Below are 16,174 nucleotides of genomic sequence, written 5' to 3' on the forward strand. Positions count from 1 at the left end.
CGGCGCCCCGGCCGCCGCGCCGTGGCGACGCCCCGGAACTCCCGTGCGCCGACGGTACGTTGACCGAGGGGGCCCGGGACGACCGATACGAAGGAGTGCGGCCATGGCCATCCCGCTCGGTCTGAGCCTTCCGCAGATGCGGCAGTACGACATCGGACGCGACGTTCCCGCCGTGGCGCGGGCCGCGGAGGAGACCGGCTACGAGAGCCTCTGGGTCTTCGAGCGGATCCTGTTCCCCGAGCCCCCCTCCCAGGGGCTGTACGGCATCCCGGGCCTCCCCTGGCCCGACGCGTACCGTTCGGTGGCCGACCCGCTGGTGACACTGGCCCTGGCCGCGGCCGTCACCGAGCGGGCGCGGCTGGGCACCAGCGTGCTGATCGCCCCGCTGCACGTCCCCTTCCAGCTGGCCCGCGCCCTCGCCTCGCTGGACGCCGCGAGCGGCGGCCGGGTGGTGGCGGGCTTCGGCACGGGCTGGTCGCGGGACGAGTACGCGGCCGCCTCCGTCGCCCCGTTCGAGAAGCGCGGCGCGGTCCTCGACGAACTGATCGACGTGTGCCACGCGGTGTGGGGCCCGGACCCGGTGGCGTACGCAGGGGAGCTGACGACCATCGCCCCGTCCGTCGTCGGCCCCAAGCCGAAGCGGCCCATCCCGATCCTGCTGCCCGCCAACAGCCCGCGGGCGCTTCGGCGTCTGGTCGACCGGGCGGACGGCTGGATGCCGGTCGGCATGGGCGCCGAGGCCCTCGCCACCCAGTGGCGGAGACTGCGGGAGGTGGCCGCCGAGCGGGAGCGCAAGGAGCCGGTGCACAGCGTGCTGCGGGTGAACGCCCGGCACACGGCGAAGCCGTACGAGGGCCGGGAGCGCAGCCCGTTCCAGGGCAGCGCCGAGCAGATCGCGGCGGATCTGGCCGCGCACGCCTCGGTGGGACCGGAGGAGATCCTCATCGATCTGCAGGGCGGGGCCCGGGATGCCGAGGAGCTCACGGACGTGGCCGCGGAGGTGTACGCGGCGGCGCGGGCGGCCGGGGTGTAGCGGTCTCGACCGTGTCCAGTGCGGCGAGGGTGTCGGCCACGCCGGGTTCGTTGCCGAGGTCGCGGTGGATGGCCAGCGCCTCGTGCAGGCTCGCTCGTGCGGCCGCGGGGTCGCCGGTCAGCCGCAGGGTGAGGCCCAGGCGGTACAGGGCGTCGGCCTGGCCCCGGCGATGACCCTGGGCGCGGTAGAGGTCCAGCGCCTGTCGTTGGGTGTCCAGGGCGGCCTGGTGATCGCCCACTTCTCCGTGCGCGATACCGATCCCGTGCAGGGTCGCGGCCTCCAGCAGGGGTTGCGGGTCACTGCGGTACAGGGCCAGCGCCCGGTACAGCGTCGTCAGCCCGATCGAGGGATGCCGGGTCATGACCTGCAGTCGGCCGAGCTCGCGCAGGGAGTGGGCCTCGCCGAACACCTCGCCCAGCGCGCGGCGGATGCCGAGGCCGGCGCGCTGGACCGCCATCGCGGCCCGGTATGCGCCGCTGCGCCGCAGCGTGACGCCGAGGTCGTACAGGGTGCCGGCTTCGCCGAAACGGTTGCCGAGACCGCGGTAGATCACCAATGCCTGCTGATAGGTCTCGACCGCGGCGTCGAAGTTCTCCTTCCGCGTCTGCACGACGCCGAGATAGCGCAGGGCGTGGGCCTCTCCCAGGCGGTTGCTGAGGTCCCGGTAGATCCGCAGGGCGTGCCGGTGGGACTCCAGCGCGGCATCGAGATCGTCCAGGTGGCCCTGGACGGCGCCGAGACCGTGGAGGGCGTTGGCCTGCCCGAGCCGGTCGCCGAGGCCGCGGTACAGGTCGAGCGCCCGGCCATGGCTCCGCAGGGCGTCCGCGATGTCGCCGGCCTGCCGCTGAATGGTGCCCAGCCCGTTGAGGGCGTCGGCCCGGCCGGTCGCGTCGCCGGCCGCTTCGTAGAGGGCCAGGGCCTCCAGCTGTCTGCACGCGGCGTCCCGGGAGCGGCCGTTCAGCATGTCGATGATGCCCAGTTGGTACAGCACGGCGGCCTGGCCGGTGCGGTCCCCGTACCGGCGGAAGAGGCGCAACGCCTGCTGCTGTGTCGTCAGGGCGGCCGGGTAGTCGCCCGCCAGCGAACACAGGATCCCCTGCTGCCGCAGGGCATGGGCCTCGGCGAGGTGGTCGCCGCTGTGCCCCGCGGCGGTCGCGGCCAGCCGGTGCAGGGCGATCGCCTCGTCCCAGGGGCCCTCTTGGCGCAGGTAGGCGGCCATCGCCCGGACGAGTCCCACCGCGGCGGGCAGGCGGGAGGCGGCCAGGGCGTGGTGCGCGCAGGCGGCCAGATTCGCCTGTTCCGTACGGAGCCGGTCCAGGGCCTGATCGCGATGGGCCGGAGCGAGGGCGGTGGCGAGCGGCTCGGCCGGTTGCGTCTCGCGGTGCCAGTAGCGGTTGAGGTGCCGGTCGCACGCCTCGGCCAGCCGGCGGTAGTGGTCCAACAGCCGGTCGACGGCCCGGTCCCGGTCCTCCTGCGGGTCCTCGGCGACGAGGCGGCGGGCGTAGGCGCGGACGAGGTCGTGCGCGCGGTAGCGCCCCGGCGACGGCTCGTCGAGCAGATGGTCGAGGTAGAGGGCGTCGAGGTGCCGGCGGGCTTCCGCGAGGGGGACGCCACCGAGAGCGGCAGCGGCGTGGGCATCGGTGTCGGCGCCCGGGTGCAGGCCGAGGCGGCGGAGGAACTGCCGCCGGTCGGGTGCCAGATCGCGGTAGGACAGGTCGAAGGCGCCGGCCACCGCCCGGTCTCCGGCCGCGAACGGTTCGAGTTGGTCCTGGGCGTCGGCGAATTCGGCGGCCAACTGGCGCAGGGTCCAGCTGGGATGGTGCGCGAGGCGGCCCGCCAGGAGGGTGATGGCCAGGGGGAGGTGGCCGCAGAGCCGGACCAGTTCCGCCACCGTCGCGGTCTCGGCGGCCGGGACGCCCCGGGGGATCAGACGGGTGAACAGCGTGGCGGCCTGGGCGGGCGGCAGGACGTCCAACGCGAGGGGCCGGGCCCCGTCGAGGGCCACCAGCCGACGGCGGCTCGTGATCAGCACCAGGCAGCCCGGGGAGTTCGGCAGCAACGGCTCCAGTTGTTCCTGGCCGGCGGCGTCGTCCAGGACGAGGAGCAGCCGCCGGCCGGCCAGCCGGTCGCGCCACAGCCCGGCGCGGGCGTCGAGATCGTCCGGAATCCCTTGCGGCGGTACGCCGATGCCCGTGAGAAGCGTCGCCAGCGCGGCGGCCGCGGTGACGGGCCGCTGCCCGGGAGTGTGCGCGTGCAGCCGCACGAACAGCCGGCCGTCGGGAAAACCGGCGGCGAGCAGGTGGGCGGCGTGCACGGCGAGGGCGGTCTTCCCGACCCCGGGCATGCCGTCCAGCGTATGGATGGCGATCACCCGGGCCCGGCCCGCGGCGGCGTCGGCCGACTCGGCCAGTTCCCGCAACTCCTCGTCACGGCCGGTGAATCCCCCGATGTCCCGCGGCAGGGTGTGCAGGGCGGTGACCGGCGCCGCCTCGGCGCTCTCGTACCGGGTGATGTGGAGGTCACGCGCGGCCTGATAGACGCTGCCGCCGTGTTCGGCCCGCGCCGTCTGCGTCCCCGGGGGGACCGGCCGGGGCGCCCCGGGATGCATCAAGTCCCCTTTCGCGCCCGTGCGGTGGGGGGTTCTCCGGCCGAGTCCTCGTAGTAGGCGACGCAGTCCCCCGGGCTGCCCGCCCTCGCCACCAGCCCGGCCAGGACCTCCCTGAGCACGGGATGTGCCGTACGGTCCGCCAGCTCCCGGAGGCCGACGCCGGAGTAGTCACGCAGCGAAACGCCCTCGCCGGACGGAGGCACCGTGTCGTCGTGTGCCCTCCGATCCGCACCGCGATCCGCTCCGGGGAACGTCTGCTGATCCATTGCGCTCCATCCCTTCGGACATCCGCCCTGGTCACGCTCTCGTCCTGGTCCTGCTCCCGGCCCGGTCGGTCCCGCCCCGGTCCGGCTCTCGTCCTGGTCCTGTTCTCGGCCCGTGCGCGGTCGGCTGCGGCCGGTGCGGCCCGCCCGGCGTACGGGTGATCGGCCCGACCGCCCCGGCGCGGAGGCGCGGGGCCGCCGCTGCTCCACGCACCGGCCATGCAGCCGCGCACCGGTCAGACGATGCCGGTCAGACCCTCGATCGCCGTACGGGCCCACTCCTGCGCCCCCACCGCCGTACCGGTCGCCAGTCCGGTCGCGACCGGGGCGAGCGCTCCCTTGAGCATGGCGAGCGCGCGGCGGAGCCTGCCCTCCTCGGGAGCCGCCGGCCCCGCGATGGCCTCGAGGACCTCGCCGGCCGCGGACTCGGCGTCCTCGCGGTCCCGGTCGGCGAGACCGGCCCGCGGCAGCTCCCGGAGCAGGCCCGTGACCAGCTCGGCGAGCGCCTCGAAGCCCGGGGCGACGGCGCTGTTGTTCTGCTGGTTCTGGTGGACCGTGTCGTTGTTCCAGGCGAACTGGGAGCCGGTGACCGGCGCGTGGAACACCGGCCCGTCGTAGTGGTGGACGTTCTGTGGGTCGCTCATGTGCGGGAACCGCCCTCATGGGTCTGCTGGCTGACGTCGGTGTTGTTCCAGGCGAAGTGCGCACCGTGGACCGCGGCGTGGAAGACCGGGCCGTGGAAGTGGTTGATGATCGTCGGCGGGGGCGCGGCCGGCTTGGCGGTCTGCTGGACGACCGGCAGCGAGGTGCGCAGCGAGACCAGGTCGACGCGGCCGTTGTCCTGTACGGCCACGCCTCGCGTGCCGCCCACGGCGCAGTCCACCAGCCGGCCGCCGCAGTCGTCGTCGAAGCTCGCCCCCGCGGCCGCGCAGTCGACGAACTCGCTGTGCGCGACGTCCAGATATGCGGAGTCCTTCCCGCAGAGGCCGAACGCCTCCGAACCGGTCACGGTGAGGTTCCTCGCGACGAGCCTCGCCTTGCCGAATCCGATGGCCCCGCCGGCGCTCGGCCCCGTGACGCCGCAGTCGTGCACGATCAGCTGAGCCTCCTCGCCGGCCCCGAAGCCCAGCAGCCCGCCCTGCGCCGCCACGTCTTTGAGCGTGACCCGGGACTGGCCGAGGGCGGCCACGGCGGCCATGTCGATGTCGTGGAACGCCGCGTCGGTGACCTCCGCCGTGGTGCCTCCGTTGCCCTGGGTCTCCAGGCCCGTCGGGCAGCGCTCCGCCCGGACCTGCGCGAAAACGGCCCTGGACGCGTCGTAGACCCGCAGGGCCGTGCCCGTCAGATCCTCGATCCCGATCCGGGTGAAGGTGCCCCGGGCCGCTTCGGTGACGGCGATGCCGACATTGCCGCGTGAGATGCGGCAGCCGTGGACCTCCGGGGCGCCGCCCTTGGTCGAGAACACCGCGACGTTGCCCGCTTCGACGACCTCGCAGTCCTCGAACCTGCCGCGGCCCGAGGTCTGGACGTTGATGCCGGTGTCGCGGCAGGCGGTGAACACGCAGCCGCGCACCACCGGGTCGGCGCCGCTCGCCACCCCGATCCCGTGCTCCGCGTCGGTGACGCGGGTGCCGTCGACCGAACCCCTGGACTGCTCGATGAACATGACGGCCTCGGCGTGCACGGCGTCGACCGCGCAGCCGGCCACGGTGAGCTCCGCCCTCGTGTCCGCCATGAGGGCCGCCTTGCCGGTGCCGGTCAGCTCGCACCCGGTGACCTGGGCGCGGGCATCGCTGACCCGCACGCCGTGGATCCGGCTGCCCTCGATCCGGCTGTCGCGGACCGCGACACGGGCGCCTTCGATCACCGCCACCGCGTTGTCGGCGGCGTCGGTGAACCGGCACCGTTCGACGAGCCCTTCGGACCCGGCGAAGAGGGTCCGGCCGTACAGGACCACGCTGTCCCGCAGCGTCACGGACGTGTGCGGCCTCGCATGCACACAGACGCCGTTGTGCGCCCGGATCTCCGAGTGGTCGAGGGTGAGCGTTCCCGCATGGCAGCCGACGACATCGGCGTCACGGCCGGTCAGCACGAGCCCGTGGACCCGCACCGCCCCGAAGGCGTCGAGGACGGCGCCGCGGGGCCGGCTCACCACCACCGAGCCCGGCCCGCCGCTCGCGGCCAGCTGGACGTCGCCCCGGACGGTGAGCGCCTCCTCGTAGTGGCCGGGCGCGATCTCGATCAGCGCCGCCCGGCCCCGTCCGGCCGCCGCGGTGAGCGCGGACGTGATGTCGGGGTAGGTGCGACGCCCGCCTCGCGGTGAGACCACGTACCTCGCGACCATTCGCGCCATCCCCCACGCCGCCGACCTGGAGCCGTCGATGTTACCCGCGGCCCGGCCCGCTGCCCCGCCCTTCGACCGGGTTTCGCCTTCGCGGCGGGGGCACGGCGGCCCGGGGCGGGTGGTTTCCGAAGTACGGGACGACCAGGGGCAGTTGCCGGGTGCGCACACCACAGCGCGCGCATGAGCCACGCGGAGAGCGGGGCCCGGCGCGCCGGGCCGCGGCCGTTTCACGAGACCGGCGGCCCGGAGTACCGGCGGGTGCTCGGCGAGGGGCGTGCGCGTACTTCCGCACCGGGTCGTCCGCCGTCGGCGCCGGGCTCGGGCCGGCCCTCGGCCGCCGGCCCCGAGGGCAACAAGGCGTGCGAGGGCGTGGCCGGCAGGACCGGGCCGGAGGTCCACCGCCCATGAAAGCCCCGGCCGGAGGTCCGTGGCGGTCTGCCCGCGCACAGGTGACGGAGCCGGCCGGTACCTACCAGATGCCGTCTCCCCGGAGCATGGCGTCGGCGCCGCCGTCGAGGAAGACGACCTGGCCGGTGACGTGGGTGTTCTCGGCCGAGGTCAGCCAGGCGAGCAGAGGGGCGACCTGCTCGGGGCGGGCGTGGCCGTGGAGCGGCATGGGGATGCCGGCGTCGACGATCGTGCGCATGTCGGGGTCGGCGAGCAGGGGCTCGGTCATGGGGGTGCGGATCGTGCCGGGGGCGACGGCGTTCAGGGGGATGCCCGCGGCGGCCCAGGCGTCAGAGACGGCCGTACGCCGGACCCAGCGGGCGACGGCCCGCTTGGAGGAGCCGTAGATCGTGTGCCCCTCACCCCGGCCGACGGCGGCCTCGGCGGCGGAGACGGCCGCGCTCTCGTCGCCGGCCAGTGCCGCGTCGACGAGGGCCGGGTCGGACGGGTGGAGGGAGACGACGGACGAGACCACGACGGCGCGCGGGTCCGTACCGGCGGTGAGCAGCGGCCGTAGCCCTTCGAGGGTGGCGACGGCTCCGAAGTAGTTGACCTGAAGGGTGCGGGGAGCGAAGTGGGCAAGGCCGGCGCAGGCGCTCACGGCGTCGAGCCGGCCCCGGCCACCGGTCAACTCGCGGGCCCGGTCGACGAGTTCGGTGCGGCCGTCGGGGGTGGCGAGGTCCGCGGAGATCTCGACACCGTCGAGGTCGGCGCCGATCACGGTGTGCCCCTGCGCGCGGAGGTGGGCCACGGTGGCCCGGCCGATGCCGGAGGCCGCTCCGGTGACGAGGTACGTACGGGACACAGCCGGGGGTGTGGGGGCGGGCAAGGTCGGCTCCTTCACTGACGGTCGCGGTCGGCGGTGCGGTGCTCGTAGCTCATCCGGGCGCCGACGCCCCGTCAGGAGACGCGGGACCGGCAGGCGGTGCGGGCCGGCGCGGTGGAGCGGGTCTCTCGGCGGTGCAGGCAATTTTTGGCACGACGTGCCAGATGGCTGGTCCGTGACAAAATAGAGCATGAGAGAGGCGACGGCCACCCGACCAGGAGAGGCAGCGGATGACGGCAGCGCGCGGCAGGCCCTCGTTGACGGAACGGCGGCGGCAGGAGACCCGGCTGGAGATCGCCGAGACCGCTGCCGCGCTCTTCGCCCACCGGGGATACGAGGCGACGACGGTCGAGGACATCGCCACGGCGGCCGGTATCTCCCTGCGCACCTTCTACCGCTACTGCGCCGCGAAGGAGGACGCGCTGACGCCCGTGGTGACGTCCGGTGTCGGCGTCCTCGTCCGGGAACTGGCCACGCGGCCCGCCGAGGAGCCGCTGACCCGTGCGGTGCAGGCGGCGTTCGACGCATCGGTCTCGGCCCGGCGGCTCGCCGACCCCGAGCAGGTTCGCCGGCTGGTCCGGATCATGGGCACGGTCCCGGCCCTCCGGATGCGGTGGCTCGCGGCCGGGCGGGACATGCAGGACCAACTGGTGCCCGTACTTGCGGCCCGCAAGGGCGTGCCGGAAGACAGCATGGAGGTACGGCTGCTGGCTTGTGCGTTGCTCGATGCGTTCGGCGTGGCCCTGGAGCACTGGGCGGGGCAGGACGAGCCCGGGGACCTGGCGGAGCTGACCCTCAGCGCCGTGCGCTACCTGCACCTCGATGCGTTGTAGCCGCATGCCCCGCCGGGGGCCGCTTCGTTCAGATCGTCGAGCGGCCGGGGCCCGCTCAGGGGACCCCGGCCGGAGAACCGGACGGCCGTGCCGTCGGGCGGCCCCGGGGCTGGGGGAACACGAAGATCCACCCGGCCCCGTCGACGGCACGCCCGGACCGGGCGTCCGTTGAGGAACGAAAGGCCCTAGTCCTCGGGCAGTTCGACCGGCGCGATCTCGTCGTAGACGTCGCCCGGACCCGGGTTCGTGGCGTCCGTCGCACCGCCGAAGTGGTGCATCACGCCCCACACCGCGTTCAGCGCGGTCTGCACGGCGCCCTCGGCCCAGCCCGCGGTCCAGGAGATGTCGTCGCCGGCGAGGAAGAGGCCCCGCTTGTCCTCGGGCAGCCGGTCCTGCATGAAGTGGGTGAACAGGCGGCGCTGGTAGCGGTAGTGGCCGGGCAGGTTCGCCTTGAAGGCGCCCATGAAGTAGGGCTCGTTCTCCCAGGACACGGTGACCGGGTTGCCGATGATGTGCTTGCGGATGTCGACCTTCGGATAGATCTCCGACAGCGACTTCAGCATGACCTCCATCCGCTCGTTCGCGTTCAGCGGCAGCCACTTGAGGCTGTCGTCGCACCAGGTGTAGGAGAGGCAGATGACGGCGGGCTCGTCAGGGCCGTTGTCGAGCAGGTAGGTGCCGCGGGTCATCCGGTCCGTCAGCGTCATCGACATGACGTCCCGGCCGGTGTCCTCGTCCTTGTCCAGCCAGAACGGCCGGTCGACGGGCACGAAGAGCTTGCTGGACTCCATGTAGTGGGTGCGCTCCATCGCCGTCCAGTGGTCGATGGGGAACAGCGAGTCGTCGCACGCGATCTTGCTCAGCAGCATCCAGGACTGCGCGGTGAAGACGGCGGCCTCGTAGGTGCGGATGTCGCCGTCGGCGTCGGTCACGGTGATCCGGTTGCCGGCGGTGCGGTGGAGGCGGGTCACCGCGGGCCGCGGCGCCCCGTCGTGCAGCGACGACAGCGAGGTGCCCGGCGCCCAGTGCACGATCTTGGCGGGCTCGCGCTCCCACAGGCGCAGCGGCAGCTGCTGGCTGCCGCCGACGATGCCGCGGTGGTGGTCGTCGGCCTCGGTGTAGACGACCCGCAGGATCTCCAGGATGGAGTTGGGGAAGTCGGTGTCCCAGCCGCCGGTCCCGAAGCCGACCTGGCCGAAGATCTCCCGGTGGCGGAACGACTTGAAGGCCGTCGAGTCGCAGAGGTAGCCGTAGAAGGTCTGGTTGTCGAGCTTCTCGACGAGCCGGGCCCAGATCTCGCGGATGCGCGGGACGTCGCGCTCGCGGATCGCCCGGTTCATGTCGGAGAAGTCCGCGCCCTCTTCCAGGCAGGCGTTCCAGGCGTCCATGACCTGGTGGTAGACCTCGGGGAGGTCCTCGACGGTACGGGCGTAGTGCGACTCGCCCTTGAGGTCGACGACGGTCGACGGGGTGTCCGGCGCCAGCGGGTTGGGGAACGGCGTGGTCGTCAGGCCCACCAGGTCGATGTAGTGCTGGAGCGCCGTCGAGGACGGCGGGAAGCGCATCGCGCCCATCTCGGCGGTCAGGCCCGCGGCGTCGGCCGGGGTGCCCTCGAAGCCGATGGTCCGCAGCCGGCCGCCTATCTGGTCCGCCTCGTAGACGACGGGCTTGAGGCCCATCTTCATCAGTTCGTAGGCGGTGACGATGCCGGAGAGGCCGCCGCCGATGACCGCGACCTCCTTGCCGTGCTCGATCGCGGGGATCTGTCCGAGGCCCGCCGGGTGGGCGAGGAAGTCGTCGTAGGCGTACGGGAAGTCCGGGCCGAACATGGTGATCGGCGGCTGGGCATCCGCGTGGTGGGCGGCGGTGGGCACCGTGGACGTCATGGGGGGCGGACTCCTTGCAGACAGGGCAGCGCAGGCAGGGCAGGGCGGGCCGGATGGGCCGGCCTGCGGCGGATCAGGGGGGGGCGGGGAGGTTCAGGTCAGCGGGCCGTACAACTCCGGCCTGCGGTCGTGCAGATAGGGGTTGTCCGCCCGGGATTCCTTCAGGAAGGCGGGGTCGACCTCGGCCCGCACCAGCTGCTCGGTGCGGCCGGCGCGGGTTTGGACGACACCGTCCGGGCCGGCCAGGCAGCTCAGGCCGACGAACTCGAACTCGCCCTCGGCGCCGACCCGGTTGACGTACGCGACGTACATCTGGTTCTCGAAGGCACGGACCGGGATGACGGACTCGGCGACGAACTGGAAGGGGTGCATCTGCGCGGTGGGCACCAGCAGCAGATCGGTGCCGGCCAGCGCATGGGCCCGGACGTTCTCCGGGAACTCCACGTCGTAGCAGATCAGCAGGCCGATCCGGAGGCCGGCCAGCTCGGCCTGGACGACGGTTTGCTCACCCGGGGTGAACCACTCGTGCTCGAAGCAGCCGAAGAGATGGGTCTTGCGGTAGTTCGCGAGGCGCTCGCCCTCCGGGCCGATGAGCTGCGCCGAGTTGTACACCGCGGCGCTGTCGGGCTCGTCCTGCGCGGCGCGCTCGGGGTAGCCGTAGAGCACCGCGATGCCGTGTGCGGCGGCGATCTTCCCGATGGCCCGTGCGCTGTCGCCGTCGGCGGTCTCGGCGAGGCGGTGGACGTCGGCGCCGATGGCGTAGCCGGTGAGGAACAGCTCGGGGCAGGCCAGCAGCCCGGCGCCGGTCGCGGCCGCCGCGCGGGCCGCGTCGTTGAGGATCCGCAGGTTGTGCGCGACATCGCCGGGCCGGCCCGAACTCTGGAGCAGGGCGGTGTGCAGCGACGTCATGGGACCCCTCGGCGCGGACGGTGCGGGTGGACGCATTGACGGTACGGGCCGCCGACGATTCGGGACAAGGCGCCACCGTTGCGCGCCGAGGGACGATTCGTTGCGCGTTCAAGGGACTGTGCGGCGATTCGTTGCGCCCCGTGCCCGGGGTGGTCCCGGACCGGTGCACACCCGGCGGCCCCGGGGCGCCGCGGGCCTCCCGTCAGCGCACGAGCCCCCTGTCGGCGGTCATCCGGTCGAGGACGGTCACGGTGCGGCGGGGGTCGTCGTCGGTGAGCCCCCCGTATCAGTGGCCCAGCGGCGCCACCGCAGCGGCCGCGGCGTTCAGCCCTCGTCGGCCGGCAGGTCCCGCAGGATGTCCCGCACCAGCGTGCGCACCGTCGCGCGCAGCCAGCGGTGCCCCGCGTCCGCCTCGTGCCGCGGATGCCAGGCCATCTCCATGGTCATCGGCGGCAGCGCGAACGGGACCGGCAGCGTGCGCAGCCCCAGCCCGCGGACCATCGAGGCCGCGGCCCGGGCATTGGCCAGGCCGACCGCGTCGGTGTCCCGGACCATCATCAGCGACGCGGCGAAGGTCGGGACGGTGGCGATCACCCGGCGCCGCAGCCCGCGTTCGGCGAGCGCGGCGTCGAGGGGACCGGTCAGCCGGCCGCGCCGGGAGAAGTTGAGGTGCGGGGCGTCGGCGAACCGGCGCGCGGTGAGTCGCCCCGTGGTCAGCGGGTGTCCCTCGCGGACCACCGCGACGCTGTGGTCGACGAACAGCTGCTCCCTGCGGATCTCCGGTTCGCGGCTGTCGATGACGCCGAGCTCCAGGTCCGCCGCGCCGTCCCGCAGCAGCGGCACATCGACATGGCTCTCGCCGAGGAACCGCAGCGTGACCTGTGGGGCCGCCTCCGCGACACGGGCGACCAGCCGCGGGCCGACGGCGGTGACCAGGAGGTCATTGGCGTAGAAGGTGAACACCCGGGCCAGTTGGGCCGGGTCGGTCGGCGCGGAGGGGGCCAGCACCCCCTGTGCCGCCTCCACCAGCCGGCGCACCTCGGACCTGATCTCCAGGGCGCGCGGGGTGGGCACCATCCGGCGGCCGGCCCGCACCAGCACGGGGTCGCCGATGGTCCGGCGGATACGGCCGAGCGCACGGCTCATGGCCGGGGCGGAGAGTCCGAGCCGGTCGGCGGCCGCGGTCACGCTCTGCTCTTCGAGCAGGGCATCCAGCGCCGTCAGCAGGTTGAGGTCGATGTTTGCGTTTCGCGCAATCATGGAGTGCATACCTTGCATTTGAGGTCAACTCGCCAGGACTCTAGCGTCCCTGCCATGACCTCGACCGTTTCCCCTCCGGAGTCCTCTCCCGCGTCCGTCGGCGCCCCCGCGCGGCAGCGCTCGGTGACGGCCGCGATGTGTGCCTGTGTGCTGGTCGCGCAGTCGCTGGTGGCCGCGATGAACCTCGCGATACCCAAGATCGCCGCAAGCGGCCTGCACCCCTCCCCCGCCCAGCTGTTGTGGATCGTGGACACCTATGTCCTGGTCTTCGCGGGGCTGCTGATCCCGGCCGGGGCGCTCGGCGACCGGGTGGGCCGTAAGGGCGTGCTGCTCACCGGGCTCGGTGTGTTCGCCGCGGGCGCGCTGCTGAGCGCGACCGCGGCCGGTCTGCCGGTGCTGCTGGCGGGCCGCGCCCTCTCGGGTGCGGGGGCCGCGCTCCTGGTGCCCGCGACCATGTCCGTCCTGCTGCACTCCGCCGCGCCCGACCGCAAGGCCGGGGCGGTGGCCGCCTGGAGCACGGCGGTCGGCATCGGCGGGATGGCGGGCAACGCGGGCGGCGCGCTGATCCTGCAGTACCTGCCCTGGCAGGGGCTGTTCTGGGGCTATGTGCCGCTCGCCCTGGCCCTGCTGGCCTGGGTCGCGACGGCCGCACCCCGGATTCCCCGGCAGGCCGCGCCGCTCGATCTGCCGGGCTCGGCGCTGCTGGTCCTCGGGGCGACGGCGCTGCTCTTCGGCATCATCGAAGGCCCGGGGCTGGGCTGGACGTCCCTCCCGGTGACCGGCGGCTTCGCCTTGGCTGTGGTGGTGTTCGCGGTGTTCGTACGGCACGGGCTGCGGGCCGCGCACCCGGTGCTGGACCCCCGGCTGTTCCGGCTGCCGCGGCTGCGCGCCGGCACCCTCGGCATCGCCGTCACCTTCTTCGGGATGTTCGCGCTCTTCTACGTCAACGCGCAGTTCCTGCAGTACGTGAAGGGCTACTCACCGCTGCAGACGGGCTGCGCGATCGTGCCGCTGGCCGTCGGGATGATGGCGACGACGAAGTACGGCATGCGCGGGGCGCAGCGGGCCGGCGAGGCCAGGACGGCGGGCGCGGGACTGGCGCTGATCGCGGCCGGTCTGCTGCTGCTCTCCACCGCGGACGCCCACACGCCGTACGTCCTCTACCTGGTGTTCCTCCTGGTGATGTCGGCCGGTGCGGGACTGGCGATGCCGACGCTGTCGCATGCGATCGTGGCGTCCGTACCGGCCCGGCGCTCCGGGATGGGGTCGGGACTCCAGGGGGCGGCACGGGAGTTGGGCGCGGCGCTGGGGATCGCCGTGGTGGGCACCGTGCTGTCCGTGCGCTTCGCCTCGGGTACCGGTGACGGCGCCGCCGCGGCCACCGCGTTCACCGCCGCGACGGCGCTGGGTTACCGGATCGCGGCGGGCGTGGTGCTGGTGGTGGGCCTCGCCGTGGTGCGCGGTCTGCGCACCGGGGCACGGGCCGGGCAGGACCGGATCCCGGCCTGAGGCGCGCTCGGGAAGCGGCACGGCCGCCAGGGGCGCCGGAGCGCCGCGACGCCCGCTCCCGTATCCGCCCGGTCGGCCGGGCGGATACGGGAGCGGGCGTCGCACGGCAGGCGGGACGTCGCCGGAAAGACTCAGCCCGGCGCCCCCGAGCTGTACCGTCGCAGCAGCGGCGAGAGCACCAGGACGGACTTCGTCCGCTCCACGAACGGTTCGCCCGCGATCCGCTCCAGCACCCGCTCGAAGTGGCGCATGTCGGAGGCGAAGACCTGGACGACGGCGTCCGCCTCACCGGTGACGGTGGAGGCGGACGCCACTTCCGGGTAGCGCGACAGGCCGCGGTGGATCGCCTCGGGCGAGGTGTTGCGGCGGCAGTAGATCTCGATGAACCCCTCGGTCTCCCAGCCGAGCGCGGCCGGATCGACCCGGACCGTGAAGCCGGTGATCGCGCCGTCGGCCCGCAGCCGGTCCACCCGGCGCTTGACGGCCGGCGCGGACAGCCCGACCTCCTGGCCGATATCGGCATAGCTGCGGCGGGCGTCCTCGGCGAGGGCGTGGACGATGCGTTCGTCGAGATCGTTCAGTCGCACTGCGGGTGGATCACTTCTCTGCGGTGGCCAATCGGGAGCGGCGCAAGCCGTAACCGAAGTAGACCACAAGGCCCACGACCATCCAGACACCGAAGACCACCCAGGTCACGGCGCCGAGGCTGCCCATCATGTAGAGGCAGAGCAGAAAGCCGATCGCCGGGAAGAGCGGCGAGAGCGGGGTGCGGAAGCTGCGCGGCATGTCGGGCCGGGTGCGGCGCAGCACGATCACCGCGATGTTGACCAGCGCGAAGGCGAACAGCGTGCCGATGCTGGTGGCGTCGGCCAGCTGGCCCAGCGGCACCGCGGCCGCGAGGATCCCGCAGAACAGCGAGACGATCACGGTGTTGGCGCGGGGCGCACCGCTCTTCGGGTGCACCTTGGCGAACACCTTGGGCACCAGCCCGTCGCGGGACATCGCGAAGAGGATGCGGGTCTGGCCGTAGAGCACGGTCAGCACGACGCTGGCGATGGCGATGACCGCGCCGAAGGCGAGCAGCACGGCCCAGAAGCTCTGGCCGGTGACGTCCTTCATGATCCCGCTCAGCGCGGCCTCCGAGCCCTCGAACTTCTGCCACGGCATGGCGCCCACGGCGATGGCCGCGACCAGGCAGTACAGGGCGGTGACGATCACCAGCGAGAGCATGATCGCGCGCGGCATGTCGCGCTGCGGGTTCTTGGCCTCCTCGCCCGCGGTGGAGGCGGCGTCGAAGCCGATGTACGAGAAGAACAGGGTGGCGCCGGCGGCGCTGACGCCCGCCATGCCCATCGGCATGAAGTTCGCGTAGTTGCCCGACTTCACGCCCTGCACCGCGACGCCGCAGAACAGCAGCAGGGCGACGATCTTGACGACGACCATGATCGTGTTGGCGCGGGCGCTCTCCTTGGCCCCGCCCAGCAGGAACACCATCGCCAGCAGCACGACCAGCAGGGCCGGCAGGTTGAAGATGCCGCCGTCACCGGGCGGCTGGGACAGCGCGTCCGGGATGGTGAACCCGAGCGTGCCGTCGAGCAGCTCGTTCAGGTACTGGCCCCAGCCCACGGCGACGGCCGCGACCGAGACGCCGTACTCCAGGATCAGGCACCAGCCGCAGACCCAGGCGACCAGCTCGCCGAGGGTGGCGTACGCGTAGGAGTACGACGATCCGGAGACCGGGATGGTGCCGGCCAGCTCCGCGTAGGACAGCGCGGAGAACAGGGCGGTGATACCGGCGATGACGAAGGAAATGATCACCGCGGGCCCGGCGTCCGGGACGGCCTCGCCGAGGACCACGAAGATGCCGGTGCCCAGCGTGGCACCGATGCTGATCATGGTCAGCTGCCACATGCCCATCGAGCGGCGGAGCGTTCCCCCCTCGCCCTTGCCGCCCTCGGCGACCAGCCGCTCGACGGGCTTGCGCCGCATCAACCGGGTGCCGAGTCCTCCGGAGGAGGGCGGTCGGGGGTCGCTGTCCCCTGCGGGTGGGGATGCGCCGTGCTCCAACACTGGGGTGGCTCCTTTATCGCTGCCGATCGGATTTCGGTACGGAAGACGGCGACCGGCAGCGGTCGGTACAAGGGCATGCCGAAGCACCCCGCAGCAGGAGACCGCCGAGCAGACGGACTCCGCCACTCCACGTACAGCGCTTGACCCTACGGCCCGCCGCTGACCTGCCGTAATGCAGGTTCCTTG

General features: G+C 73.1%; 13 protein-coding genes. 3 read left to right on the top strand and 10 right to left on the bottom strand.

Annotated features, from left to right (window positions below; translation table 11 throughout):
• Window positions 1-103 precede the first annotated feature (103 nt).
• The gene (locus Scani_RS23635) at window positions 104-1,033 is read left to right on the top strand and encodes an LLM class F420-dependent oxidoreductase (protein ID WP_159479605.1); all 930 of its coding nucleotides are present in this window, start codon (window positions 104-106) and stop codon (window positions 1,031-1,033) included.
• Here Scani_RS23635 and Scani_RS23640 read toward each other — a convergent pair.
• The 5 genes from Scani_RS23640 to Scani_RS23660 all read right to left on the bottom strand — a co-directional run bounded on the left by Scani_RS23640 (window position 981) and on the right by Scani_RS23660 (window position 7,524).
• Complete coding sequence (locus Scani_RS23640) at window positions 981-3,641, bottom strand: ATP-binding protein (protein WP_159479607.1); 2,661 nt, start codon at window positions 3,639-3,641, stop codon at window positions 981-983. The two genes, Scani_RS23635 and Scani_RS23640, sit on opposite strands and share 53 nt — an antisense overlap.
• Complete coding sequence (locus Scani_RS23645; RefSeq protein ID WP_159479609.1) at window positions 3,641-3,907, bottom strand: YxD-tail cyclophane-containing RiPP peptide; 267 nt, start codon at window positions 3,905-3,907, stop codon at window positions 3,641-3,643. The genes Scani_RS23640 and Scani_RS23645 overlap by 1 nt, the downstream gene beginning before the upstream one ends.
• Before the next feature lie 233 nt (window positions 3,908-4,140).
• Complete coding sequence (locus Scani_RS23650; RefSeq protein WP_159479611.1) at window positions 4,141-4,548, bottom strand: hypothetical protein; 408 nt, start codon at window positions 4,546-4,548, stop codon at window positions 4,141-4,143.
• Entirely contained in the window at window positions 4,545-6,233 is a 1,689-nt protein-coding gene (locus tag Scani_RS23655; RefSeq protein WP_308686584.1) for a right-handed parallel beta-helix repeat-containing protein, read from the bottom strand. Before Scani_RS23655 ends, Scani_RS23650 begins: the two co-directional genes overlap by 4 nt.
• Before the next feature lie 484 nt (window positions 6,234-6,717).
• On the bottom strand, window positions 6,718-7,524 hold the full coding sequence (locus tag Scani_RS23660) for an SDR family oxidoreductase (RefSeq protein ID WP_246296123.1): 807 nt from the start codon (window positions 7,522-7,524) through the stop codon (window positions 6,718-6,720).
• A 227-nt stretch (window positions 7,525-7,751) separates the two neighbouring features.
• Here Scani_RS23660 and Scani_RS23665 point away from each other — a divergent pair, with 227 nt between their 5' ends.
• The gene (locus tag Scani_RS23665; RefSeq protein WP_159479615.1) at window positions 7,752-8,354 is read left to right on the top strand and encodes a TetR/AcrR family transcriptional regulator; all 603 of its coding nucleotides are present in this window, start codon (window positions 7,752-7,754) and stop codon (window positions 8,352-8,354) included.
• Window positions 8,355-8,539: 185 nt separating this feature from the next.
• Here Scani_RS23665 and Scani_RS23670 read toward each other — a convergent pair whose 3' ends face one another.
• The 3 genes from Scani_RS23670 to Scani_RS23680 form a co-directional block, all read right to left on the bottom strand.
• A complete protein-coding gene (locus Scani_RS23670; RefSeq protein ID WP_159479616.1) occupies window positions 8,540-10,240 on the bottom strand; it encodes a flavin monoamine oxidase family protein in 1,701 nt (566 codons plus the stop codon).
• Between the two features lie 93 nt (window positions 10,241-10,333).
• Entirely contained in the window at window positions 10,334-11,149 is an 816-nt protein-coding gene (locus Scani_RS23675; RefSeq protein WP_159479618.1) for a carbon-nitrogen hydrolase family protein, read from the bottom strand.
• 324 nt (window positions 11,150-11,473) lie between these two features.
• Complete coding sequence (locus Scani_RS23680; RefSeq protein WP_246296124.1) at window positions 11,474-12,409, bottom strand: LysR family transcriptional regulator; 936 nt, start codon at window positions 12,407-12,409, stop codon at window positions 11,474-11,476.
• Between the two features lie 54 nt (window positions 12,410-12,463).
• Between Scani_RS23680 and Scani_RS23685 the strand changes: the two genes are divergently transcribed.
• A complete protein-coding gene (locus Scani_RS23685; protein ID WP_246296125.1) occupies window positions 12,464-13,918 on the top strand; it encodes an MFS transporter in 1,455 nt (484 codons plus the stop codon).
• 131 nt (window positions 13,919-14,049) lie between these two features.
• Here Scani_RS23685 and Scani_RS23690 read toward each other — a convergent pair whose 3' ends face one another.
• Together Scani_RS23690 and Scani_RS23695 are read right to left on the bottom strand one after the other, a co-directional pair.
• Entirely contained in the window at window positions 14,050-14,505 is a 456-nt protein-coding gene (locus Scani_RS23690; protein ID WP_030076492.1) for an Lrp/AsnC family transcriptional regulator, read from the bottom strand.
• A 10-nt stretch (window positions 14,506-14,515) separates the two neighbouring features.
• A complete protein-coding gene (locus tag Scani_RS23695; RefSeq protein ID WP_159479622.1) occupies window positions 14,516-15,988 on the bottom strand; it encodes an amino acid permease in 1,473 nt (490 codons plus the stop codon).
• Window positions 15,989-16,174 lie beyond the last annotated feature (186 nt).

It is taken from the genome of Streptomyces caniferus (assembly GCF_009811555.1).
Lineage (GTDB): Bacteria > Actinomycetota > Actinomycetes > Streptomycetales > Streptomycetaceae > Streptomyces > Streptomyces caniferus.

Excerpts from the sequence above, each read along its gene's own strand:
- Scani_RS23635 (WP_159479605.1), top strand. The coding sequence starts at position 104 with ATGGCCATCCCGCTCGGTCTGAGCCTTCCGCAGATGCGGCAGTACGAC.
- Scani_RS23640 (WP_159479607.1), bottom strand. The coding sequence starts at position 3,641 with ATGCATCCCGGGGCGCCCCGGCCGGTCCCCCCGGGGACGCAGACGGCG.
- Scani_RS23645 (WP_159479609.1), bottom strand. The coding sequence starts at position 3,907 with ATGGATCAGCAGACGTTCCCCGGAGCGGATCGCGGTGCGGATCGGAGG.
- Scani_RS23650 (WP_159479611.1), bottom strand. The coding sequence starts at position 4,548 with ATGAGCGACCCACAGAACGTCCACCACTACGACGGGCCGGTGTTCCAC.
- Scani_RS23665 (WP_159479615.1), top strand. The coding sequence starts at position 7,752 with ATGACGGCAGCGCGCGGCAGGCCCTCGTTGACGGAACGGCGGCGGCAG.
- Scani_RS23670 (WP_159479616.1), bottom strand. The coding sequence starts at position 10,240 with ATGACGTCCACGGTGCCCACCGCCGCCCACCACGCGGATGCCCAGCCG.
- Scani_RS23675 (WP_159479618.1), bottom strand. The coding sequence starts at position 11,149 with ATGACGTCGCTGCACACCGCCCTGCTCCAGAGTTCGGGCCGGCCCGGC.
- Scani_RS23680 (WP_246296124.1), bottom strand. The coding sequence starts at position 12,409 with ATGATTGCGCGAAACGCAAACATCGACCTCAACCTGCTGACGGCGCTG.
- Scani_RS23685 (WP_246296125.1), top strand. The coding sequence starts at position 12,464 with ATGACCTCGACCGTTTCCCCTCCGGAGTCCTCTCCCGCGTCCGTCGGC.